We start from the raw sequence: 24,371 nt of genomic DNA on the forward strand, positions 1-24,371 counted from the left end.
TCTGCGCTGCTCGTTCGCTGCGGGAATTCCTTGATACGTGCCACGTCAAGGAAGGTTCCCTGTGGACCGCACGCGCATAAACGACCGTTCCGCCCGCACCCGCACCGGAAATCCGCGTTCCGGCGGTGAGAACCGTTCCGCCTTCCCGCGCCGTACGTCGGGTGCCGGGCGGCGGCAGAACTCGCCCCAGGGTGAGTTCGCGGTGCCGAAGACGCTCACCCCGGCCCTGCCGGCCGTCGAGGCGTTCGCCGAACTCGGCATGCCGGCGCAGTTGCTGGACGCGCTGGGCCACGAGGGCGTGACCGTACCGTTCCCCATCCAGGCCGCCACCCTGCCGAACTCGCTCGCCGGCCGTGACGTCCTCGGCCGTGGCCGCACCGGCTCGGGCAAGACCCTCGCCTTCGGCCTCGCCCTGCTGGCCCGTACGGCGGGCCTGCGCGCCGAGCCGCGCCAGCCCCTGGCCCTCGTCCTGGTGCCCACCCGCGAGCTGGCCCAGCAGGTCACCGACGCCCTCACCCCGTACGCCCGCTCCGTGCGGCTGCGGCTCACCACCGTGGTCGGCGGCATGTCGCTCGGCAGGCAGGCGGCGGCGCTGCGCGGCGGGGCCGAGGTCGTCGTCGCCACGCCGGGCCGGCTGAAGGACCTCGTCGACCGCGGGGACTGCCGGCTGGACCAGGTCGCCGTCACCGTCCTCGACGAGGCCGACCAGATGACCGACATGGGCTTCATGCCCCAGGTCACCGAGCTCCTCGACCAGGTGCGTCCCGGAGGCCAGCGGATGCTGTTCTCCGCCACCCTGGACCGCAACGTCGATCAGCTGGTCCGCCGCTATCTGACCGACCCCGTGGTCCACTCCGTCGACCCCTCCGCGGGCGCGGTCACCACCATGGAGCACCACGTCCTGCATGTGCAGGGCGCCGACAAGCACCGTACGACCACCGAGATCGCGGCCCGGGACGGGCGGGTGATCATGTTCCTGGACACCAAGCACGCGGTGGACCGGCTGACCGAGCACCTGCTGAACAGCGGTGTACGGGCCGCCGCCCTGCACGGCGGGAAGTCCCAGCCGCAGCGGACGCGGACCCTGTCCCACTTCCGCACCGGGCATGTGACGGTGCTGGTGGCGACCAACGTCGCCGCGCGCGGTATCCACGTCGACAACCTCGACCTGGTCGTGAACGTCGACCCGCCCAGCGACCACAAGGACTATCTGCACCGGGGCGGCCGTACCGCCCGCGCCGGTGAGTCCGGCAGCGTCGTCACGCTGGTGACCCCCAACCAGCGCCGCGACATGAGCCGGCTGATGGCCGCCGCCGGCATCACCCCGCAGACCACCCAGGTGCGCTCGGGCGAAGCCGAACTGAGCCGTATCACCGGTGCCCAGGCGCCCTCGGGCGTCCCGGTCACCATCACCGCGCCGGCCGCGGAACGCCCCCGGCGCGCCTCCTCCTCACCCCGCGGCCGACGTGGCACCGCGGGCCGGAGCCGGTCCGGCGCGGACACGGCTCGCCGCACCGCGCAGCGCCCGGCCGCGGTCGACACGGCGGCCTAGGGCGTGCCGTTCGGATCGCGTCCTGGCCCGCGCACCACACCCGTGCGGGCCGAAGCCGGCGAGATCCGAACGAGACGCCCCGGAACGTTTGCGTGCCACACCGCCACCACGGGCCCATGCGCGCCGCGCCGGGCCCGTCGTGACCGGACCATCCGTCCCCGTCCCCGCAGGAGGAATCCTTTGACACCCGTCCAGACCCGGCAACGCACGGCCCCTCTCCACGGCACGGCCGAGGCCGCCGACCCGTCGGGGCCGCGCGTGAGTGACGACATGACCGTAGAGATGGCCCTGTCCGTCATGGCCGGTGCCCGGGTCGGGTTCCTGCTGCTGTGCGACCGGGACGAGCAGATCACCGGCTCGGTCACCCGGACCCGGCTGGCCGCTGTCCGTGACAGCGCCGGCTACACGGACCGGCTCCGGCTGCGGGACGTCCTCGCCGCCGACGGCCCGTCCGGCTCCGCCCCGGGCGCTCTCGCCCTGTTCCGCTGATCCACCCCTCGCGGTCCCCGGCCGCCCCATCGCCCTTCTTCTCCCCTGTGAGGCACCATGCGCTGCGTCATCGCCCGTTTCCCCTTCGAGCTCACCAAGAGCGGGGTCGTGACCTCGATGAAGGGCGTGAAGCCCGAGGTCATCACCGGGGAGTCCGTCCTCATCGGCCGTCGCCACTACCCCGTCAAGCAGGTGGGCGAGATCATCACCCGGCAGGACCGCCGCGACTTCACCGGCCAGGAGGTCACCCGGGCCATGGCCCGGCTCGGCTTCAGCTGCCGTAGCGGCGAGCCGGCCGTGGCCGCCGTGCACGCCACGCGGGCCACGCCGATGGAGACCGCCTCCGCGCTGCTCGGCGGCTCCGGCCCGCTGGGGCTCTGACCGGGAAAGCAGCACGACGGTCCACCGGACGGCGTCCGGTACAGGACAGCGGGAAGGGCCCTGCCGACACATGTCGGCAGGGCCCTTCCCGCTGTACGGGGTCTCAGTGGTCGGAGTAGCTGAAGTCGCCCACGGTCCAGGCGCTCACGTCCGCGATGGCGACGCGGTACATCCCACCGGTCTCGGGAATCCCGACGTTCCCCTGGAGGATCCGGGCGAGATGGAAGTGCAGATGTGTGGGCGCCCCACCGCCGTCGGTACGTTCCCGCGGGGGGTCCGCGGTGAAGACGTCGGAGAAGGGACCCAGATGATCCGAGTCCTTGAGTACCTCCGAGACCCGCTCCCTCCATACCGCTTCGGGAGCCAGTCGTCCGGTGATGACAGTTCCACCGACCACCACGGTCAGCGACATCTGATTGCTCTGCCCGGATTCCACCATGGTGGAGATGCCGATGAGCAGGTCGTCAGGGTTCGACATGGGACCTGATTCTATCCACCCCTCCTCGGGGCCCGGCAGAGGGCCACTTCCCGGAGAGCGGGGCGCGGTACGAAACGGGGGGTACGGCACATCCGGTGCCGGAAGGGAAGGCCTGCGCGGCGACGACGCCGGCGGATGGTGTTGACTTTCCCTCCGGGCCAGGCCGTACGGCGTCCGGGCCCCTCGACGCGCTGCACAACGAGGTGACATGACAGCAGACAGTCCGCTGAGCGATCGTCTGGACGACGACGACTACCCGGCCTACACCATGGGCCGGGCCGCCGAGATGCTCGGCACCACCCCGGGTTTCCTCCGTGCCATCGGGGAGGCCCGGCTCATCACACCGCTGCGCTCCGAGGGCGGGCACCGGCGTTACTCCCGCTACCAGCTCCGGATCGCCGCCCGGGCGCGCGAGCTGGTCGACCAGGGGACCCCGGTCGAGGCGGCCTGCCGCATCGTCATCCTGGAGGACCAGCTGGAGGAGGCTCAGCGCATAAACGCCGAGTACCGGCGCACGGCGCAGCGGGCACCGGGCGACTCCGGGGCCGCATCCGCACCCGGCTCCGCGGCCGATTCCGGCCCAGGGTCCGATTCGGGGCCCGGGTCCGATTCGGGGTCCGGTTCCGTCTGAGGGCCGATCGCCCCGGCCGACGCCGGTGTGGGCCGCGTCACCCCTCGGGTGGCCCGGCCCGCGTATGCCGGACCACCGCCGCCACAACGCCTCCCGATAAAACGTCGCCCATCGCGCGGTCAATATCTGTTCTCGTGAAGTGAGAGTTCCACGGACCCTGCGGGAAGGGTTTTTACCGCCTTGGACAAGGTCGAATTATCTACCCCGCACCGGCCGTTCCGGCGTGCTACTGTCGATCTCAGTTGCAGTTGTGGTTCCCGAAACTTCAAGTGCCCCCATCCGGCTCCGGCCAGGTAGGAGCACTTTTGTCTTTCCGGTCGTTTTCCGGGCGGGGTGATCATCGCGGCGACACGGTGTCCGCACAGTGCGGACACCGATGCACTGCCCCAAAGGAGATATGACATGGCTGCTGGTACCGTGAAGTGGTTCAACGCGGAAAAGGGCTTCGGCTTCATCGAGCAGGACGGTGGCGGCGCCGACGTGTTCGCCCACTACTCGAACATTTCCGCCCAGGGCTTCCGTGAGCTGCTCGAGGGCCAGAAGGTGACCTTCGACATCGCCCAGGGCCAGAAGGGCCCGACGGCCGAGAACATCGTTCCGGCCTGACGCTCACGCACCATCTGTAGCTGGGGCCCGCATCCCTCGGGGTGCGGGCCCCAGCTGCACGCGTTTCCCGTACCGCTCAACCCGCGGGACGACCCGGACGAGTCCGCGGTCCCGCCGCGCATGGTTCGCCGGTTCGGAGATGCGACGGCGTCCTGAAAGCCGCACCGCGGCCGACGCCCGTTCTCCCGGCTCCATCGCGTCATCCCTTTCAGCACCCGCGCTCGCGGATATTTCCGCCGACCGGCTCTGCTTTCTTTTCCACCGGTTCATACTTGTAATTCTTCACGCCGTTCATCGCTGCGGAATTCCTTGATATGTGCCACATCGAGGAAGGTTCCCCATGAACCGCACCATGACGAACGACCGTTCTTCCCGCTCCCGCAGGAGCGACGCCGGAAACGGCGGCAGCCGTTACGGCTCGTCGGCGCCCCGCCGTTCCGCCGCACCGAGCCGCTCCGGCGGTTACGGCCGCCGGAGCGCCCCGGTGCAGGGCGAGTTCGCGCTCCCCGAGACGATCACCCCCGCGCTGCCCGCCGTCGAGGCGTTCGCCGATCTGGACATGCCCGGCCAGCTCCTCGCCGAACTGGGCAGGCAGGGCCTTGAGGCGCCGTTCCCGATCCAGGGCGCGACGCTGCCGAACACCCTGGCAGGCCGGGACGTCCTGGGCCGGGGCCGCACCGGATCCGGCAAGACCCTCGCCTTCGGGCTCGCCCTGCTCGCCCGTACCGCCGGACAGCGTGCCGAGCCCCGCCAGCCGCTCGGGCTGGTCCTCGTACCGACGCGTGAGCTGGCGCAGCAGGTGACCGACGCGCTCACCCCGTACGCCCGCACTCTCAAACTGCGCATGGCCACCGTGGTGGGCGGGATGTCGATCGGCAGGCAGGTCACCGCGCTGCGCGGCGGGGCCGAGATCGTCGTCGCGACCCCCGGCCGGCTCAAGGACCTCATCGACCGGGGCGACTGCCGGCTGAACCAGGTGGGCGTCACGGTGCTGGACGAGGCCGACCAGATGGCCGACATGGGGTTCATGCCGCAGGTCACCGCGCTGCTCGACCAGGTACGTCCGGAGGGGCAGCGGATGCTCTTCTCCGCCACCCTGGACCGCAACGTCGACCTGCTGGTGCGCCGCTACCTGACCGACCCCGTCGTCCACTCGGTCGACCCGTCGGCCGGTGCGGTCACGACGATGGAACACCACGTCCTGCACGTCCACGGCGCCGACAAGCAGGCCGCCACCACCGAGATCGCCGCCCGCGACGGCCGCGTGATCATGTTCCTGGACACCAAGCACGCCGTCGACCGGCTGACCCAGGACCTGCTGAACAGCGGGGTCCGGGCCGCCGCGCTGCACGGCGGCAAGTCCCAGCCGCAGCGCACCCGGACGCTGACGCAGTTCAAGACCGGGCACGTCACCGTGCTGGTCGCCACCAATGTCGCGGCGCGCGGCATCCACGTCGACAACCTCGACCTCGTCGTCAACGTCGACCCGCCGACCGACCACAAGGACTACCTCCACCGCGGTGGCCGTACCGCCCGCGCCGGGGAGTCCGGAAGCGTCGTCACGCTCGTCACGCCCAGCCAGCGCCGCGGGATGGTCCGTCTGATGTCGGACGCCGGGATCCGGCCGCTGACCACCCAGGTCCATTCGGGCGACGAGGCGCTGAACCGGATCACCGGCGCCCAGGCTCCGTCCGGCATCCCGGTCGTCATCAAGGCGCCGGTCGTCGAGCGTCCCAAGCGGAGCTCCTCCTCCTCGTCCCGGGGCCGGCGCCGCCCCTCCGGGACGGCCCGGCGCGCCCCCGCCCGTACGTCGGCCGCCACGGTCTGACCGGCAGCACCCAGCAGCACCACACCGCGACGGCGGTGGGGCCCGACCGGAACACCGGCCGGGCCCCACCGCCGTTCGGCATTGGTGGAGGCGAAGGGGAACGGTGAACGGTCGAGGCGGATTGCCTCACCTCCGAGTGGACGGAAATCTATGCCGACGAGAGTAGACATTGGGTGGTGGGGTGGCTATGGTTTCTCTCGTAGTCAAGATCGAGCAGGGCCCGGCAGGATGATCTGCCGGGCAGCAGTATCCGTAGCACCCGCAGTACCAGCAGTTCGCAGCACGGTGCGGTGGTGGAGTTCCGAAGCCAGAGCGGTCGTAGGACGGCGACGGGACTGACGACCGGACCGGGGGGCCCGCAGTGATCAGGGGCCGCCATGAGCAGGAGCGCGGCGGTAGTTCCGCGAGCGCGCAGCAGTACGCAGTACGCAGTTCCGTCCGTGCAATTGAGTCACGAGGGAAGAACGGAGGAGTTCGCGCCATCAGGATCGCCCGGGACGAGGACGTGGGCCCGGGTACCGCAGGACATCGATAGTGAGGTGGTCTCCGGTCAGGCAATCGCGATCCCCATGGGTCCGGCATCGTGCAGGTCAGCTCTGCGGACACAGAGCGCCGACGCGGTACCAGGACCAGCAGATGGTGTAGAAGCCCCTTCGGGGCCCCGGTGCCGACTCAGGCACCGGGGCCCCTCCGCGTATTCCGCGGCGACGACGACCGCGCCGCCGAGCCGCTCGGCAACCACCCGAGGATTCCTCCCTGCCGTGGGCCGAGCCCGTCTCGTTCCCCGGTCCACGGTGTGCCGTGTGATCGTTCCTCTGGTGACGTGGCGTGTGGGCGTGTAGCGTTTGCGTCAGCTGTCGTGGTTCGGAGTTCCCCATTGCCCACGCTTAGGCGTGGGCGTCTTGCTGTGCTGTGCCGCAGGAACCAGGGCGATCACCTCCGCCTTCCACATGGAGTGGAAGGCGTTCATCGACTGGAAGGCATGACTATGGCTACGGGAACAGTGAAGTGGTTCAACGCGGAGAAGGGCTTCGGCTTCATCGCCCAGGACGGCGGCGGCCCGGACGTCTTCGCCCACTACTCCGCCATCAACTCCTCGGGCTTCCGTGAGCTCCAGGAGGGCCAGGCTGTGACGTTCGACGTCACCCAGGGCCAGAAGGGCCCGCAGGCCGAGAACATCAACCTCGCCTGACCTCAGCGCGCCCGAAGAAGATCGAAGAAGATCGAAGAAGATCAGGGGCCGAGCGGCACTGGCCGCTCGGCCCCTGATCCGCTGTCCGGAAAGCCCGCCGCCCGCCCCGGTCGCTGCGCCCCGCCGTCCGCGTGCGGGACGCGCCAGGCGGCGAGCTCACCCGCGACGACTGGCCCGGCCGACGCCGTGACAGCGAAAACCTGGTGTGCGGGGCCGACGGAACCGGGTAACGTCTTGTCCATGTTCTTCCAGACGCCGTTCTTCCAGACGCCGATTTACGAGTGAGAGCGTGACGGGCCCCCGCTGACGTCCTCCGACGTCGCCGCGCCCGTCCCCCGCCGATGAATCCGTAGATCACTTCACATCATTCCGGGAGAACCCGTGAGCAAGAACATCAACAACCCCGTGGGCATGGGCGGCGGCCAGCGCAAGAAGCTGTCCCGCGCCGAACGCCAGAACAACGGCCCGCACCGCAACCTCGACCGCCAGAGCGCCGCCGACCAGAAGGCGGAGCTGGTGCGCAAGATGCGCGAGAAGGCGGGCGCGGCCGAGGACGCCGGGCAGACGGGCGACGACGCCGCACAGAGCTGACGCACCGCCGCCGCGGGGCGGCACCGCAAGGGGCAGGGCCCGGACCGCGACGAGCGGTCCGGGCCCTGCCCCTTGCACTGCCGGACCCGGCCGACCGGCTCTCGGCCGATGCCGCCCGCATCAGCCCCTCGTATCCGCCGAGCGCGGTGCACGGCGCGAGCCCTCGTTACAGGGGCGCCCGTGACACGTGAGAGGGTCTGGGGCGTGAGTGAGACACCGTCGAACACCCTGCAATACCGCTTTGACGGGCCAGAAGACGCCCCGGTCCTGGTCCTGGGGCCCTCCCTCGGCACCACCTGGCACATGTGGGCGAAGCCGTCTTATGGCGTCCACATGGTCCAGATCAGGAGCGTTTGACCGAGTTGGGAGCTTCCCATCCAGGCGCGTCAACGGGGTTGGTGACACGGACGTGACAGATGTTGACCGCCGTCCGTTTGTTCCGGCGGAGATCTGCCCGTTGTGCCAGGGGACTCCCCGCTGCGGTCGCTGTACTGCATCCACTAGTTTGATCGACAACGCGAGTAAATAGGGAGTGCGGGGGGCGTTGAAGTGAGCGGGCTTACGCCGGATCTGGAGTTCATCGCAACCGCCATGGTCAGCGGCGCGATGGGGCTGTGCGAGACGATGCGGAGCGCCCGGGACACCGCGATCGCTATGGGGCAGGAGCTGTCCCGGCAGCACGGGATGGCCGGCGATGATGACGCGGGTCACCACTTCGCGAAGGTCTACGTCTCGGCGGCACGCACTACCCTCGACCACATCGGGTTTAGCGCACATGTGCTCGGCGAGACCGGCAGAGGGCTGATGTGCAATGCCCGGGAGTTCATGGCGACGGAGAGCGCCGTGGTCGCCGCTTTCCTCGGTAAACAGGTCGACATGACCGCGAGCATGGGCGACCCGGGAGAGGACTGCCCCCAGCAGTACCTGGGGCTCGGTCAGGAACTCCCGGAGGTCGTCGGCGACACGGCGTGGTGGGACCAGTACGCGCCGGGCGGGCGCAGCGACCGATTCCGCGGTTCCCCCGAGAAGCTCCGGGACGTCGCGGGCTGCTGGCGCCGGGGCGGCGAACTCATGGTGCGCTTCCTGGAGGATGCCCAGGCACATGCCTCCACCGCGAGCAAGGCGCACTCGGGAGAGGCAGCCGAGTCCTTCCACACTTACTTCAGGGCCTCCGTGGGCCTTGGCGTGCCGCCACAGCAGGCGCAATCCGATGAACCTCTCGTCATGAACCTCATCGCGGCTTGCAACCAGCTCGCCAAGGCATGCGACCGGTACGCGGACCACGTTGAGGACGCCAAGCTGAAAATCCAGTTTCATAAGGATGATCCCCTGACGTTCGACATGCCATGGCATCAGCCGATGTTCGGGGGGAACGGCTACGACGGCGGCCTGAAGGACGCCGTGACCGGTGATCCCTACATTCAACAGCTCGGAGACGTGGCGCACGCCCTGGACTCCTCCCAGAGCCGCATCCAGCTCCCGCGGGGCTCCGGCGGCCCCGGGCTTCCCGGACTGCCGTTCCTGCCTCCGCTACCGGAGCCGGCGCCGGCACCATTCGCCCTCGCGTCCTACCGCGGCGGCCTGCCGGGCATCATGCCCGCACTCTTCCGCAACCCCGACCCCAACGTTCCCTGGCGCGCCCCGATCCCGCCGTCCCCGGTGCCGCCTCCCGTACTCCTGACACCCAGTGAACTCGCCTCGTTCACCAACTGGGTGAACACGCTCACGCCGGCAGGTCTCGCCGGATCCCCCGACCCCACGAGACCGGAGAACGCGTACCAGCTGCGTGTTGCCGGCTATCCCGAGCGTATCGTGCCGCTTTCAGGGCCTGGGAAGTCCAGCATCTCCGCTGACGGAATGCGTGCAGCAGACGGCATGATGGTCGATGCGAAGTACGTCAAAGGCGTAGACGATGACTGCAAGAAGAGTACTTTCCGCAAGATGTCCACCTTTGATATTCAAGACGAGTACAAGTCAAACGGTGAATTGAAGTGGAATAAGAAGAACGTCCTCATCGGCGGGGACAAGAAGGAACTCATCAAATACAGGCAGGCCATCCGCGAGCACAGCGAGCTGCGTGGGCTCGAAATCATCACCAACGACAAGGAGGCCGTCCCTTACTGGCAGACGCTCATGGCGATGGAGCAGGTGAAGGGGGCAGCCCGGTATGTCCGGTAGCACAGAGGAAGAGGTACACGCGTGCTGAACGACGACGACGAGCAGAACACTTTTCTCCTGTACGCCCCCGAACGGGACCCTCATGCGTGGGGTCTCGACCTGGAACAGCTGGGTGAGGCCCTACGCGGATCCTTCCAGGAGGTCAGCTACGAGCTCCGGCAGGACGATGTCCATGGCGGTGCACCGTATATGTGGTTCTGGGCTGTTGACAGCCGGGGGACAGGATTCGACGGGACCGCGCTCACCCAGGGGCGGGACTGCATCATGCTGTCGGGGATCACCGCAGGGGAGGCGGCTGCCTTCATCGTATGGCTTCGCGACTCTCATCTTCCGGCGCCGGATCTGGTCCGCTACTCAAGCGAGGCGGCCGTCATGGAGGGAATCGAGTCGGATTGGAAGCTGCCCGCAGCGGGTGACGAAGACGGCGTTGCCGACGAATTGCGGCACCACCTCCGAGTCGTCAACAATGCCTGACAAGGCGTAGGCGTGATATGAAACCTCCTTGTCCGCTTGTGGGGCGCGCTTGCCCGTCGCCGTCAACTCGCTGGTGAGCGCGGTATTCTGATGGCCGGTGACGGTATTCGCATGGGTGCCGAGCAGACCGAAGGAGAGGCTGCCGAGCAGGCCCGTGATGGCGGCGAGGCCGATCACCCCGCCCAGTGCGCCGAGGACCGCTCCATGCGTTTCGGCGGCACGGCGACCTAATTGACGGAGTAGACCTGCGGGTACATCCGTGCGGCGGCAAAGAAGTCGCTGCCTTGTCGTGTGTTGAGCAGAGCGGCGGTGGGCTCTCCGTCACCGGCGAAGGACGTGAGTCCAGCGGCCCCGACTCTGGCCAGGGCACTCTGGAACCACTCGTAGTACCTGCTGGCGCAGCAGATCGTGGTGTTCGAGGTGAACCGGCCCGACCGCTCGGCTCGTCGACTGCTCGGGAAGTCGGACCCGCTCGACGCACAGGCCGCTGCACGGGCCGTACTCAGCGGTCGCGCCCGGGCTCACGCCAAGACCGGCGACGGTCCGGTGCAGAGCGCCCGGATGTTCAAGACTGCCAAGGATTCCGCGGTCAAGGCGCGCACCCAGGCGATCAACCAGCTCAAGGCCGTCCTGGTCGTAGCCGATCCGGCCCTGCGGGAGCGGCTGTCCGGCCTGGGCAACCGCGCACTGTTCCGCACCTGCGCACGCCTCAGCCCTCGCGAGGACGAGGCCGGCGGGAGCGATGGGGACCCTGTAGCCGAGGCCACTCTCATGACGCTGAGCATGCTGGCTCAGCGCAATCGAGCAGCTCACCGGGCAGATCGACGAGCTGAATCAGCGACTGACCGGGCTCGTTGAACGCCATGCCCCGCAGCTGCTCGCGCCGGTGGGTATCGGCCCGGACTCCGCTGCCACACTCCTGATCACCATGGGCGACAATCCCGAACGGCTGAGCACCGAAGCGTCTTTCGCCGCCCTGTGCGGAGTCAGCCCCATCGAGTACTCCTCGGGCGGCCGGAGCTCGCACCGGCTCAACCACGGCGGCGACCGGCATGCGAATGCCGCTCTGCACCGCATCGTGTTCACCCGCCTGCGCCACGACCCGCGCACCCAGGCGTACTACGAACGCCGCACCCGGGAGGGCAAGACCCGGCGTGAGATCATCCGATGCCTCAAGCGGTATGCCGCCCGCGAGGTCTTCAACCTGGTCAGGACGGTCTCGACCGACCCCCCGTTATAGGGGCGTCCGTGACTGATGAGAGGGTCGGGCGGGTGAGCGAGACACCGAAGAACACCCTGCAATACCGCTCTGACGGGCCAGAAGACGCCCCGGTCCTGGTCCTGGGGCCCTCCCTCGGCACTACCTGGCACAGGTAGGCCAGACTGTCTTCTGGCGTCCACGTGGTCCAGGTCGGGGCCGTTTGCGCAGGTCGGGGCCCTGTACTCCAGGTGCGTCGACGGTGTTGGTGAGACGCTTGTGAGACTTGGTGATAGATGAGGCCCCCGTCGGCAGGTGTCGGCGGGGGCCTCTGCGTTCGGGCGGACGGCCCCGAGGGGCCGCCAGGAAGAGCGGCATTGAGGGCGCGTGTCGGGTCGGGCGTCTGCGCGGGCGTGCGGTTGCGCGCCGGTGCGGGCTCTCGGGTTGCGCGGGGCGGGGTGTGCTTCGCGGGGAAGTATTCGTGCGGAGGTAGCGGTGTGCTGGCGTTGGGCGGCTGGGAAGAATGGCAATGGTGCTGCCGTCAACCGGTATCTGGCTCCTGTAATTTCTGGCCGAAGTGTCCTAACGATCTTGCGTCGATCACCGGTGCAGGGCAGTGCGCGCAGGACCTGTCTCGGGGGGAGTGTGTCTAGAGGACTGCCTTGCATGAGGAATGTGCACTGTCTCACTGATGACCGCCCCTCCGGGCCAGTGGCGACGTTGGCGTGCAACTGAAGGGGGTGGATGAACGATCGTGGCGAACTATGTTCCCCCTAAGTTCCTCGAGGCTGCTGAGGAGGTGATTCTCGGTGTCGACACGCACCGGGATATTCATGTAGCCGCTGTGATCTCGGTGACCGGGAAGACCCTCGCCATAGAGAGCTTCCCGGCGACCGAGCTCGGATATGACCACCTCGTGAAGTGGGCAGCGGTGTCGGGTGTTGTGCGGCGCGCTGGGGTGGAGGGACCGGGCAATTACGGGGCGGCCCTGTCCCGGTATCTGCTGTCCCGGGGGATTGACGTGCTCGAGGCCCCCGGGCCGGGCCGTGCGGCTCGCCATCGGCGGAGTAAGTCCGATCAGGGCGACGCACAGGCCGCTGCTCGTGCTGTGCTCAGTGGCCGTGCCCGATCTCGCGTGAAGACGGGGAACGGCCCGGCGGAGATAGCTCGTATGTACAACGTGGCCAGGGACTCGGCGGTCAAGGCCCGTACGCAGGCTGTCAATCAGCTCAAGGCGATCCTGGTCACGGCCGAGCCGGCCCTGCGGGAAGAGCTGGCGCAGTTGCACCGTCGAGCGCTGATTCGGGCGTGTGCCAACCTTGGCGAAGGCGAAATGGGCGACGACCCTGTGGTGCGCGCTACGAGGTTCACGTTGCGCTCGCTGGCTGAGCGTATCGAGCACCTCACCGTGCAGTCCCGGGAACTGGAGCAGCGTTTGACCGAGGTGATCGAGTCCCATTGCCCCGCTTTGTTGGCTGCGACGGGGGTCGGGCCACGGAGCGCCGCCGTTTTGTTGATCACCATGGGGGACAATGTGGACCGCCTGCGTGGTGAAGCGTCGTTCGCTGCGTTGTGTGGGGCAAGCCCGATCGAATATTCCTCCGGCGGCAGATGCCATCGTCGGCTCAACCGCGGCGGAGATCGGCAGGCCAACGCGGCCCTCTATCGCATCGTGCTGACGCGGCTGCGCTGGGATCGGCGTACCCAGGCGTATTACGAGCGGCGTGTGGCGGAAGGGAAGACCCGACGCGAGATCATCCGCTGCCTGAAACGCTACGTTGCCCGGGAGATCTACCGCCTCGTCCAAGGGCAGCGTCGGGATCTCGGCGAGACGCGGTAACGCTCGGGAAGGCGAGAGGTGCCTACCCAATCCTCGGCGCCCTTCTTGGGCGGGTGGGAGGCTGGCCCGCTCGCTTCCGGGACGCTCGAGGCCCAGTGAAGCCCGCTGGATCGATATCCCCACTCTGCGTGCCCTCGCTGCCCGGGGCGCGCGCCGCGCGCACCCGACGAACTGGCTGAGGCAAGTCCATGGGATTCTCGCCATGAAGCAGTCCTTGAAGCAGGCACCGCACGGCCGCGCTGCGGACCGTCACGGTCGATCCCTGTGGCTCCTGCGGAAGCGTCATCCCGTGTACGAACCGTTCCTCATCAGCCAGGACACCCGACTGAGAGGCGAACTCCCCCTGATACTCGAAGGTGACCATGTGTCGATGTTCCGCGACATGCCGTAGTCGAATTTCAGACATCGTGGTCGAAGGGCGGGCTCAACAGGGGTGCCCTCCCTCATCCTGGAACGTTCGTCCTCAGAGGGAAGGGAATCGATGAACGTCTTGCACCGTCATGCCGCCGATCCGGATGTCATCACCAAGACAACCGGCCTCGTGAACTTTCTGCGGGAGATGGTGCGCAGCAGTCACCAGCGCCAGCGCGATGACCGCAACCGGGAGCGGGTGTGGCTCGCTGACCTGCCCACCCAGATACGCAAGCCGGGAACTCGCAAGGACGGGGTACTGCTTCAGCTGAGGCACGTGCCACAGGAGCCGTCGCCGGACCTCCCCGAACTATTAGAGGGATGGGTCGACCCGCTAGCGTGCCTGGACCCGGATGCGGATGATCCGCCACTGGCGGAGGAGGGGCCGCTGCGCAGCAGGCTGCCTGCGACGATCGGAGCTGTCTCTGAGAATGAACTCACCGTCGTCCCGCGGGATGAAGCTGGCGAAGTGCTGCGTGCGTACGGGCCGTGGCTGGACCGGTGGCGGGCCTGGGCCGAGCGGGAGCGGCACGAGCAGCCATTACGCGTCCTCTATGACAAGGTCTATGCGTGGCATCAGCGGCTGGCGCTAGAGGACGATCGGGTCGAGCTCGTACTGGCAGTGGGCCTGCTGACATTGGACAGGCCGGGGCAGGACGCAGTGCACCGACACCTTCTGACTCAGCGGGTCGAGACAACGATGCACCGCAGCACCGCGGAGATCACGGTGCGGCTGTCGGCGGAGGGGGCGATGCGCCTGGAGGACCAGGACTTCCTGGACTCCGGGGACGGTTGGATCCGAGAGCAGGCTGCGGCCCTGGGGGATGACATCGCCGCCAGCGCGGTACATCCGCTGGACCCTGACACGCTCGAACTACTGTCGAAGTGGCAGGACCGCGCCTTCCAGCACCGAATGGCCTTCAACGCCCGCTGGCAGCCTCCCCCGGCCCTCGAGCCGGTGGCACGGGTGACGTTCGCACCGGCATTGGTGATGCGGCCGAGGAACCTGAATGCTCTGCTGCGCCTGTACGGGAAGATCGCGGAAACGATCGCTGCGGAGGAACACGCCCCGCTCGGCCTCGCGCAGATGGTCCTTGAGGACCTCAGTACCCAGGAGCGGGCAGCATGGGACGGCGCAGGTCTGGCACAGGCCCCGTTGTTTCGAGATGATCCTCTGTTCCCGGGAAAGACAAACGAACAGCAGCGCCGGGTACTGCGCCGACTGCAGAAGGACACAGGCGTTGTCGTCCAGGGGCCGCCCGGTACGGGCAAGACACACACCATCGCCAACCTCCTCACGGCTCTACTCGCGGAGGGGCAGCGTGTCCTGGTCACCAGCGCCCGTGACCAGCCGTTGACGGTGCTGCGTGACAAACTTCCCAAGTCTGTACGTGACTTGTGCGTGCTGCTGCTGAGCTCAACGCGCAACGACAACGGTACGAGTGAGCTGGAACGGACCGTCACGGCGCTGACGAAACAGGTGGCCAGTACCGACACGGAGACTCTGCAGGCTGAGATCAACCGGCTGACCCGGCGCCGATTAGACATTCAGGGCAGGATCGGCACTGTCACCGAGCAACTGCTGGCGGTGCGCGAAAGGGAGTACCGATATCAAGGGGTAGCTCCGGGCTACGAGGGCACCCTGGCCAAGATCGTGCAGACAGTCGAGGACCACCGTCCCGAGCTGGAGTGGATCGGCGCTCTGGCTGAGCACGCGGCCGACCAGCCGCCGCTGTCCGCGCAGCAGGCCCAGGAACTACTGGTACTACTGCGGGAGGGCCTGGGGGACCCTCGCGCGGGAGGGTCGCTGCCGGCTGTTGAAGACCTGCCGACGGCCGAACGCGTCGCGGAGACCTTCGCTGCGAGCTGTGTTACCTCCGCTGGCCTAGGTGAGGAGACTGTCCAGCTGCGCGATGCGCTCGCAGGCATGGGGCCCACCGAGACAGATGACATCAGCCGCCGCCTCGACGCCGCGGCCACAGCACTTCACCACATGGGTCTTCCTGCCGATGCCACCCGCTGGGACGAGCGGTTGTGGGAAACTCAGGCGCTGACCCAGCGTCTGGCGCGCACCCATAGGGCGCTGTGGGAGCGCGTCGAGGACACCACCACCCACATCGATCAGGCGCGCCAAGCACTCAACTCTATTGGCCTGCGGCGTATCAGCGTGCCGGAAGACCTGGACGCACATCAGGCCGGACGGATGGCCGCATCCGGGCAGGCCCTCCTCGAACGCATGCGGGCCAAAGGTCAGCAGCGGGTGCGCGAGCGGATGACCTCCTGGGCCCCACGTGCTCAGAAGGATGCGCACGACATTTTGACGCTGTGCACCGTCGATGGGCAGCCCCCACGCACTGCAGAGGACCTAGAGCATGTCCTGGCCCACTTGCGCGCCCACATCGCCCTCGACATTGTCGCGGTGCGCTGGAAGCAGGTGAAAGCACCCTTGCCCGAGGGAGACCTTGAGGTTCGCCTCGCCGAACTCGCCCACCGGCAGACCCAGCTGCGCCACATCGCCACATTCACCGACGCCCGGGAAGACATCGACGACCTGCTGGTTGGCCATGGTCTCCGGCTTCCTCTGACCACTCGCCATGCGTGGCAGGTGCTCGTGGACGCGACGGAGGCGCTGGCCGGGAGGCGTGCCGCCGACGATGCACTCGCGCAACTTGCTCGCTGGGATGCGCACCTGATGGCCAGCGACCAGGGACAACATCCGGCCGCGGAAGCACGTGCGGTAGCAAGCGCACTGCGCGAGCAGGACGTTGCTGCCTACATCAAAGCCGTCGACGCCCTGCAGGCTGCCCACCACCGGGACGCGCGCCGGCGCCGCTGCCACCACCTTCTCGGCCAGTTGCGCCCCGCACATCCGGTCCTCGCCGCCCGGTTGCTGGAGCAAGCCGCTGATCCGGACTGGGACGAACGCCTAGCGTCGCTCGAGCGAGCCTGGGCATGGGCGCAGGCCGCCCATTTCGTCACCGCGCGGCGCGAGCCCGGCCTGGAGCAGCGCCTGGATGCCGAACTCGCCGAACTAGAAGCGCTGCTAGAAGAGGTTACCGGCGAACTCGCCGCAGCCTGGGGCCGTCTGCACTGCCTCACTCACATGACACCAGAACAGCGCTCGGCGCTGCAGATGTATCAGACACACATGTCTAACCTGGGCCGTGGGACAGGCCGCAGTGCCGACCGGCTCCGCGCCGCTGCTAACGAGCGCATGCGTGTCGCCCAGGGGGCCGTGCCGGCCTGGGTCATGCCCATCGCGGCCGTCGCCGAAATGGTCCAGGCCCGCCGCAACAGCTTCGACGTCGTCATCGTCGACGAAGCAAGCCAGGCCAGCATGGATGCCCTGTTCCTGCTGTGGCTGGCACCCCGAGTCATCGTGGTCGGCGACGACAAACAGTGCTCGCCCCCCTCGACCGGCTTCGGACGCCACCAGGCGATCCGCGACAAACTCGGTGCCTACCTGCACGACATGCCGTCGGGAGTACGCGAGCTGTACATGCCCCACACCAATCTCTACGGCCTGCTCACCTCGTTCTTCCCTGAGGTCATCCGTCTCGATGAGCACTTTCGGTGTGTTCCGGAGATCATCAACTGGTCGTCCGGCACCTTTTACGACCATGCGCTGCTGCCGCTGCGGCAATACGGAGGAGAACGTCTGGATCCGCTGCGCACCACGTTCGTCGAGGACGCGATCACCATCGGCCGCGAGGGCCGCATCCACAACCCTAAAGAAGCCGAAGCCATCGTCGACACCCTAGAGCGCATGGTCGATGATGACGCCTACCGCGACAAGACGATCGGCATCATCGTCCTGCAGGGCTTCGGACAGACCAAGTACATCCAGTCTCTGATCGAACAGCGCATCGCACCGGCCGTCCGTGAGCGTCACCAGATTCGGGTCGGTAACGCCGCGTCATTCCAAGGTGATGAACGGCACGTCATTCTGCTGTCCATGGTGGTCACCGATCCGCCGAGGATCGCAGGCGGCCATCGCAGCGAACAGCAGGCATATAACGTGGCTGCAAGCCGCGCTCAGGACCAGATGTGGCTGTTCTACTCAGTGCCGGTGGACCGTCTCAAGCCAAGGGACATCCGCCTCAACCTGATCACCTACATGCACAACCCGCCTCTCGCGCTCGCAGCCGTGCATGACATCGGCCCGGTGACCGACGGTGTCAAACACCCAGTGTTCCAATCGATGTTCGAGCAGGAGGTGTACCTGAGGCTCAAGCGGCGTGGCTACCACGTCCTGCCACAGTTCCCGGCAGGCACGAAGAAGATCGACCTCGTCGTCGTCGGCGCCCGCGGCCGACTGGCGGTCGAGTGCGACGGCGCCTACTACCACGACACCACACGGGAACAGATCGAGCGCGACCACCAGCGTGACCGCGAACTGCGACGTGTCGGATGGCAGTTCTTCCGCATCCCCGAGAGCGAATTCCGTTTCGACCCGGAAGAAGCCCTCACCGGGCTGTGGGCGGAGCTGGTCCGCCTCGATATCCACCCCGCCGACTACACCCCGCCCACCGGTGATCGGACCGACCTCCCCGCATGGAGCCCCTTGCTTCTGCCCGACCCCGACGACAGCGACGAACCCATTGAGCCCGCTGAGGAGGGGGACGACGACATGGCTGGCGGCAGCGGCGCCGAACAAGCCCCACCCGAAACTGGGGATGCGCAGGCACCACACGCTCGAGAGACCAGCAGTGCCGCCATCGATGGACCGGAGCAAACAACATGACCCTTGCACCTGGAGCCGGAACCGTGACCCTAGACACCAACACCCTCAAGGAACTGTCCCGCGTCATCTGCGGCGACGACCATCTCTACTACCGCGGCACACGCGACCTCACACGCTTCTTCGAAAACGCCGGCTGGCTTGACGTCCTCGAGTTCGATGGGGAATCCCGAAGCGAATGGACCCTGGCCCGCCTCATGGAACGCCGCACAGACGCTGCGGAGATGGAAAAAATCCTCCTGCGCCTGGCGGACGCCCGCGAGTACTACGAAGAACCCCACCAGCTGCCCAAAGTCCTCCAGGCAGTCAACACTTTCCTCATCCACGAGGGGCTGCGCCTAGAAACTCCCGGCGGTTGCCCCCGCGTGGTGACGTGCGACCCCTCACTGGGACACCCTGGAGAACAAGCCCCCGTCGAACTGAAGGCCACAATGGCCGACATCATCGCTGACGCTCGCATGGCCCAACTGCTGCAGCACCGACTGGATGAGGCACGCACCTGCTTCGCTAACGGCGCCCACGTTGCCGCCATCATCATGCTCGGGTCCCTGCTCGAAGGCGTCCTGCTCACCGTAATCCAGGAACGAGACGCCTCCTTGCTGGGGCGCACAGACCCTTCACGTGCCTATCTGGCCGACCTCATCAACATCTGCTCCCGTCAGCGATGGATCGACGCAGACGTCACCAGCTTCAGTCACACCCTGCGCGACTACCGCAACTTCGTTCACCCACACCGGGAGTTCCGCGAGGAGCACAAACCAGACCGCGACACCCTCAACGTCGCCTGGTATGTCGTTAACGGCGCCTTCAATGATCTGGCAGCCACTCAATGGTCGGGTAGCCGGATCACGTTGCCGTGACCCGGCTCACTCCGAACCAGACGTGCAGGTTTTCCCCGCATCCGGCATAAGCAAGCCGCAAGGGCTTCGCAGGTTGGCAGAGTCATGTGGCCCGTTTCCTGTCGCCCGCGCGGTGTGGGCGGTGGCATTCGGAGTGCACGAGGCGAAGGTTGTTCCGCTCGTCCGTGCCGCCGTCGGTGCTTGATGTCAAGGAGTCAGCGGCCAGGCAGCGGAAGCGATAGGCGCGCAGCGAATTCGGCAAGAGATGCAGGGGGATGGGCAGTCCGCATTGTGTGAGCAGGGTCAGTGCTCCATGTGTAAGGGGTGGCTCGCGCCGCGGGGGATGGGGGGTCGGGAGGCGCCGAAAGTGGCCAGGTCCTTGGCTGTCGGCCCCGCAGGGTGAGTGTGGGCGGTCACGGTGATTTGGTGACCCTCCCGGTTCTCCGGGGGCCGTAGTCGGGCAGTTGGGATGATGACTGTCACACCTCCTCAGTGGTCTGAAGAGGCATCCCGAATGCATCGATAGAGCTAGGTCTTCCGCTCTAGGGATCGATTTGGTGGACTTCCCAAGATCGTGTCCATTCACTTGTTGCGAGGCGGCGTGTTCGGTCAGGTTGCAACGGTGATCGCGCCAAACAGGACAAGCGCGCTCAGGCTTAGCGGCTGGGGCTGATAGGCATGATGTCTGCCGCTCCTTGCGAGGGCGGAATTCCTACGTCCAGGGGGGGACGATGAAACGATTCCTCAAAAACGCACGTGGCTGCACCATGGCGTTGGCCGCCTCCGCGCTGATGTGGCCACTGGCGGCTCCGGCGGCGGCTCACGGTGCACCGCTCGATCAGCGCGTGGACACTTACGTCCTGCCCTACGGCGCCCACGCTCCCTCCCTCGCGGAGCTGAAAAGCGGCCAGGGCCTGGCAAGACTGCGAGCGTTAGCCGACGACGGTGACACGCAGGCGCGGCTCGCAAAAGAGACGGTGGGGCCCGCAGCTTCCTTCGCTCCGCGTGCGCGGCGAGAGTCCGCGCGCCCCGCGCCCACCAAGAGCGAGGGAGCGGCGGGGGCTGTGTCCCTGCCGGATCCGCCGCGCACGATGACCGCCGCCGAGTGTGTGGCGGGTCTGGGCACGACGAACAAGTTCTTCGTCAAGTCCCGTTACGCCGCCTGCTCGGGCGCGACGTTCAACCAGACCTGGCTGCAGAACGGCAAGCCTGTTGGCGAGAGTCACTTCAACGTCGTCGTGATCGCGACGGTCCCGTCGATCAGCCGGGAGATCCAGCTCACCTACCAGTTCACCGACATGCTCTCCACCGGCCAGACGGCGATCACGGCTACGGCCATCCAGACCTCGGCGGCGATAGCCCAGAGCTGGCCTGCCGGCGTCCAGTACAGCTGGGGCGGCACACCGCTGCCGGTCTCCAAGTATTGGGTGGCCTTGCGCAGCAACGGAACCTTCAGCCAGAGCGTGGAAGCCTCCGCGGGGCAGGGCAACGGCGGAGCGGTGGACTTGATCAGCGCCGTCTACCAGCCTTCCTTCAAGGTCAGGCCGCCGATGGCCTGGAAGCTGGGCGGAGCCACGGGCGGGGAACCCTTCTGGCTCGCCCTGCGGTGGGACAAGGCGCCCTACCTCCCCAACTCGGCCACAGGCGCAGCCAGCCTCGCCTACCAGACGCCCCTCGTGTACAGCACCGCTGATGGGGCGCCGGAACGTGGGGTTGCCCGCCACATAGAGAAGGCGTTCACCAACCCCGGCTCGACCGTGCCACCCCGTGCCACCAAGAAGGTCCCGGGGCAAAACGCTGGCGACCCTCTGACCCGGCTGTACACGGACTCGAAGCGCAGAGAAGAGAACCGCCGCCGCTCCGTGTACAACTGCACGAAGTACTTCGGGGACGACTACGCCAAGAACGGCGACCAGTGCGACGAGTACCCCTTCGCCAGCACGTACCAAGGGGCCGTCGGCGCGGACTACGACCCGCATCAGTTGCGTGACAACTTCAGCGTGATGCCCGTCCCTGGGGATCAGAACAGGGACGCCGGCATCCTCCTGGGCCAGTTCTACGACAAGAACCGCGTCGTCGATGGGCCTGATGACGGTTTCTGGGTGCAGATCATCCATTAAGGCCGCCACACGCTGATCGCGGAGGCCGGTGCGCTGCGCGCACCGGCCTTCGTGGTTAGGAGGCGGGCCAGAACTGGACGGTGTAGCGCTCTACGTCGTAGACAACGTCGCGGGTTGCAGCCTCGGCCACCGCGGCACGACCGGTACACAGCAGACGAACCGACCACCTGGCCGGCCCTTCCGAGAGGCGGATCCGTTCAGGCATCGGGCTGGTGACTCCGCGCACCTTCAGCTCACCCGCAGCACAGAAGAGGGACGCACAACCCTCCTCCTCCCACTCACCGTCGGGCTTGGGCGGAGCACTGTCCCAGACCTCCACAGTCAGATGGGCCCGGTGTGTGTGCCCGGCACTCGTGATATCCAACCGGCCATCCCGCGGGGTCAGGAACGGACCGGGCTCATACCCGTCAGGGAACAGGGCGGGGAGCCGCGCGTCGTCAGCATCCTCCAGGCATAGTCCGAAATAGTCGACGGACGCTGATATCTCCTGGTGCTTGATCATTGTGGCCATGCGTATCCTCACAGTCAGCTGATCCTGCCCAGCATCCTAGGACGGCCTGACTGCCATCCAGGCGGAAGTCGTAGGCGCCAAGGGGATGTAGTGGGTGTGATTCCGCGAGGGACGTCAGATGGCCAAAGCGGCCGTGAGACACCACCAGGGAGCGCTAAGCGGCAGTGCCGAAGTCGGACTGCTTCGAGGCGGCCTTGGCGACGGCCCGCTCGGTGTTGCCCTTCGAGTCGCGGGCGGCAGCGGCTGACAGCTCGTCGGCGCCGGGCTCGAGATACCAGGGGCGCAGGTCGAGCATGGCGGCGCGCAGGCCGGTGGCGAAGCAGAGCGCGGTGCCCTTGGGCAGGGCGCGGATGGCGTCGGCGGCCAGGATCCGCTCCTGGCGCATGGAGACGGAGGTGCTCTTGCCGGAGTCGGAGTGCGAGGTGGAGGTGGTCTCGACGTCGTGGTCGCCGATCAGACGGGAGAGCTTGTCGGCGAAGTCGGGGTCGTCGATACCGGATCCGATGACCTTGAGGGTGGAGGCGGACCACATGGCGTCCATGCCCGTGCCCCCCAGACCTTTCGGCCCAGGCGGTAGGACTGCAGGTGAGACGCAGAAGCCCCCGCCGGAATGCTCCGGCGGGGGCCTCTGCGCGTGGTGGGTCATGCCGACTCGAAGCGTGGGTCACGGGTTCCGCTGTACTCAGGTTCACCGCTGTCGAGGACACGGAGCAGGGAGGCAGTGACGACGCGGGTGCCGCGGCCAATGCGTAGTACTCGACAGGGAAACTCGCCGCGCCGGACAAGGTCGTAGCCCTTAGCCCGAGAGAACCCGAAAGCTGCGGAGGCTTCTTCGACGCTGCCGGTACCGCCCCAGGTAGCGCGGATATGGGCAGGGGTGTTGATGGCGCTGTGCGGCTGGCTGTCGTGGTTGTTCATGTCGTGCGTGTTGGTCCTTTTCGGGGTCGGCGGTGCTGCCGGAAGCATCCGGGTGGTCTGGTGTTTCCCTCTGGCATCGTGTTGGCGAGGGGAGTGGTCGGTTTGAAGCTGTTGAGCACGGCAGGTGGTGTTGCCGAGGTGAATGCCCTGCTTGGCTGCAGTCGCGGCGGATGTACAGGGACCTTTTGGAGGCGCCAATGGAGACGATGCAGGGTGTCAGGCTTCTGGCGAGCGAGTTCGTCATTGACTGCATCGACCTCGTGTGATCAACCAGGGGCCTCTACTACGTGGTGCGGCTGACGAGGCACAAGGGCGCCTTTCGGAACCTGGTCCGCGATCGGCTCGGAGCCACGGCGGCATCCCGGATTTTTTGTGGAGCGGACCGAGGCTGATCTGTGTGGCCGGTGACTTCACCCGCTACGACGCACACGACGTCCGTGAGTACCAGCGTTCGATTGTCTTGGTCCGCTACCGCTACTTCGGTAGCGACCACTCCGGCCTGGGTCACACAGCGTTTGGCCGCGGTGTGGCGGGTACGCCGCCGTGTGGCTGGGGGTGCCCCCGGTCCGGAAGCAGGGCGTCGCGATGGCCGAACTGGCCGACGCGGTCGACGAGGTCTCGGTCGACATTCACCCGGGATGTGACGGGGCTCGGCACCACGGCACCGGCGACCTGGCGATGTAACTGCGCACGGAGCGGGACCTGGAAGCTCAGGACCTTTCCCGCCTCAGTTACACCATGGCGAAGAGCTCTCTCGCTGGAGCGCTCGCGGAGTGCGGAGTTGTGGGCGGTCGTCGTGATACTGCCTTCCGACGTGACGGGCAGGGAATGGCGGTGGACCACTAATGGTCGGGACGATCCCCGGTTTTGCTAACCGGGGATCGTCGGCTATGTATCGCTCTGTGGCTGCGACCACGCGTGATCCGCCGAATACTGATGATCACCGCACGTGTCGAGAGGGTGTGTGACCACCAAGAGGCGCCAGCGGTCGTTGCAAGCCGAAGCCGAAGCCGAAGCCGAAGCCGAAGCCGAAGCCGAAGCCGAAGCCGAAGCCGAAGCCGAAGCCGTAGTCGCCGGAATGCAGGGGAAGGCTGGCGGGTGTTGCCCAACAGCCTCGCGTCCTGGACGCCGCCCCCCTTCACAACGACATGGAGCAGGCCGCCTCCGCTCTCGCCCAGCGCCTGTGGCCCGCCGCTGACGTGGCCGTGCAGCGGCACGGCCGCGGTGGGCCAAAGTCAGCTCCGAGAGTGCTTGGCCAGTGAGGGACCGTCACGCAGCACGCGACAGCAGGATTGAATCGCTCCCGGCAGCACTGCCACCAGCCCTGCCGGGGGCGGCTCGAGGGAGAACGACGCAGTCAGTTCCGTCCCCTGACGGTCGGCGGCAATCCGGT

17 protein-coding genes and 2 pseudogenes are annotated in these 24,371 nt (G+C 67.3%); 16 read left to right on the forward strand and 3 right to left on the reverse strand.

Annotated elements, in window-relative coordinates:
• Positions 1-61: 61 nt before the first annotated feature.
• The 3 genes from ACZ5ID_RS07870 to ACZ5ID_RS07880 all read left to right on the forward strand — a co-directional run bounded on the left by ACZ5ID_RS07870 (position 62) and on the right by ACZ5ID_RS07880 (position 2,422).
• Complete coding sequence (locus ACZ5ID_RS07870) at positions 62-1,552, forward strand: DEAD/DEAH box helicase (protein WP_468894498.1); 1,491 nt, start codon at positions 62-64, stop codon at positions 1,550-1,552.
• A 270-nt stretch (positions 1,553-1,822) separates the two neighbouring features.
• Entirely contained in the window at positions 1,823-2,041 is a 219-nt protein-coding gene (locus ACZ5ID_RS07875; RefSeq protein WP_468894500.1) for a CBS domain-containing protein, read from the forward strand.
• A 57-nt stretch (positions 2,042-2,098) separates the two neighbouring features.
• Positions 2,099-2,422: an SCO5918 family protein gene (locus ACZ5ID_RS07880; protein ID WP_468894502.1), complete on the forward strand. Its 324-nt coding sequence runs from the start codon at positions 2,099-2,101 to the stop codon at positions 2,420-2,422.
• 103 nt (positions 2,423-2,525) lie between these two features.
• Here ACZ5ID_RS07880 and ACZ5ID_RS07885 read toward each other — a convergent pair whose 3' ends face one another.
• Entirely contained in the window at positions 2,526-2,900 is a 375-nt protein-coding gene (locus ACZ5ID_RS07885; protein ID WP_468894504.1) for a hypothetical protein, read from the reverse strand.
• A gap of 208 nt (positions 2,901-3,108) precedes the next feature.
• Between ACZ5ID_RS07885 and ACZ5ID_RS07890 the strand changes: the two genes are divergently transcribed.
• From ACZ5ID_RS07890 to ACZ5ID_RS07945, 12 genes and pseudogenes are all read left to right on the forward strand, one after another.
• Positions 3,109-3,531: a MerR family transcriptional regulator gene (locus ACZ5ID_RS07890; RefSeq protein WP_468894506.1), complete on the forward strand. Its 423-nt coding sequence runs from the start codon at positions 3,109-3,111 to the stop codon at positions 3,529-3,531.
• 402 nt (positions 3,532-3,933) lie between these two features.
• Complete coding sequence (locus tag ACZ5ID_RS07895; protein WP_149547173.1) at positions 3,934-4,137, forward strand: cold-shock protein; 204 nt, start codon at positions 3,934-3,936, stop codon at positions 4,135-4,137.
• A 340-nt stretch (positions 4,138-4,477) separates the two neighbouring features.
• Complete coding sequence (locus tag ACZ5ID_RS07900) at positions 4,478-5,965, forward strand: DEAD/DEAH box helicase (protein ID WP_468894509.1); 1,488 nt, start codon at positions 4,478-4,480, stop codon at positions 5,963-5,965.
• Positions 5,966-6,953: 988 nt separating this feature from the next.
• Entirely contained in the window at positions 6,954-7,157 is a 204-nt protein-coding gene (locus tag ACZ5ID_RS07905) for a cold-shock protein (RefSeq protein WP_065965692.1), read from the forward strand.
• A gap of 381 nt (positions 7,158-7,538) precedes the next feature.
• Positions 7,539-7,748, forward strand: coding sequence for a DUF6243 family protein (locus ACZ5ID_RS07910; RefSeq protein WP_468894511.1), 210 nt, complete (start codon positions 7,539-7,541; stop codon positions 7,746-7,748).
• Positions 7,749-8,297: 549 nt separating this feature from the next.
• On the forward strand, positions 8,298-9,926 hold the full coding sequence (locus ACZ5ID_RS07915) for a restriction endonuclease fold toxin-2 domain-containing protein (protein ID WP_468894513.1): 1,629 nt from the start codon (positions 8,298-8,300) through the stop codon (positions 9,924-9,926).
• Between the two features lie 21 nt (positions 9,927-9,947).
• On the forward strand, positions 9,948-10,400 hold the full coding sequence (locus ACZ5ID_RS07920) for a hypothetical protein (RefSeq protein WP_468894515.1): 453 nt from the start codon (positions 9,948-9,950) through the stop codon (positions 10,398-10,400).
• A 387-nt stretch (positions 10,401-10,787) separates the two neighbouring features.
• A pseudogene (locus ACZ5ID_RS07925) lies at positions 10,788-11,640 on the forward strand (IS110 family transposase); the annotation flags it as partial.
• A 712-nt stretch (positions 11,641-12,352) separates the two neighbouring features.
• The gene (locus tag ACZ5ID_RS07930; protein ID WP_468894517.1) at positions 12,353-13,438 is read left to right on the forward strand and encodes an IS110 family RNA-guided transposase; all 1,086 of its coding nucleotides are present in this window, start codon (positions 12,353-12,355) and stop codon (positions 13,436-13,438) included.
• Positions 13,439-13,919: 481 nt separating this feature from the next.
• Entirely contained in the window at positions 13,920-18,593 is a 4,674-nt protein-coding gene (locus ACZ5ID_RS07935) for an AAA domain-containing protein (RefSeq protein ID WP_468894519.1), read from the forward strand.
• Positions 18,594-18,616: 23 nt separating this feature from the next.
• Positions 18,617-19,450 carry a hypothetical protein gene (locus ACZ5ID_RS07940; RefSeq protein ID WP_468894521.1) on the forward strand — a complete coding sequence of 278 codons (834 nt, stop codon included), beginning with the start codon at positions 18,617-18,619 and terminating at the stop codon, positions 19,448-19,450.
• A 710-nt stretch (positions 19,451-20,160) separates the two neighbouring features.
• Complete coding sequence (locus ACZ5ID_RS07945; RefSeq protein ID WP_468894523.1) at positions 20,161-21,549, forward strand: NucA/NucB deoxyribonuclease domain-containing protein; 1,389 nt, start codon at positions 20,161-20,163, stop codon at positions 21,547-21,549.
• A 665-nt stretch (positions 21,550-22,214) separates the two neighbouring features.
• Here ACZ5ID_RS07945 and ACZ5ID_RS07950 read toward each other — a convergent pair.
• Positions 22,215-22,645 (reverse strand): annotated as a pseudogene (locus ACZ5ID_RS07950) (TraM recognition domain-containing protein); the annotation flags it as partial.
• 57 nt (positions 22,646-22,702) lie between these two features.
• Positions 22,703-22,978, reverse strand: coding sequence for a helix-turn-helix domain-containing protein (locus tag ACZ5ID_RS07955; RefSeq protein ID WP_468894525.1), 276 nt, complete (start codon positions 22,976-22,978; stop codon positions 22,703-22,705).
• A 543-nt stretch (positions 22,979-23,521) separates the two neighbouring features.
• Between ACZ5ID_RS07955 and ACZ5ID_RS07960 the strand changes: the two genes are divergently transcribed.
• Positions 23,522-23,662, forward strand: coding sequence for a hypothetical protein (locus tag ACZ5ID_RS07960; RefSeq protein ID WP_468894527.1), 141 nt, complete (start codon positions 23,522-23,524; stop codon positions 23,660-23,662).
• Positions 23,663-24,371 lie beyond the last annotated feature (709 nt).

The sequence above is a fragment of the Streptomyces sp. NPDC031670 genome (genome assembly GCF_055580545.1).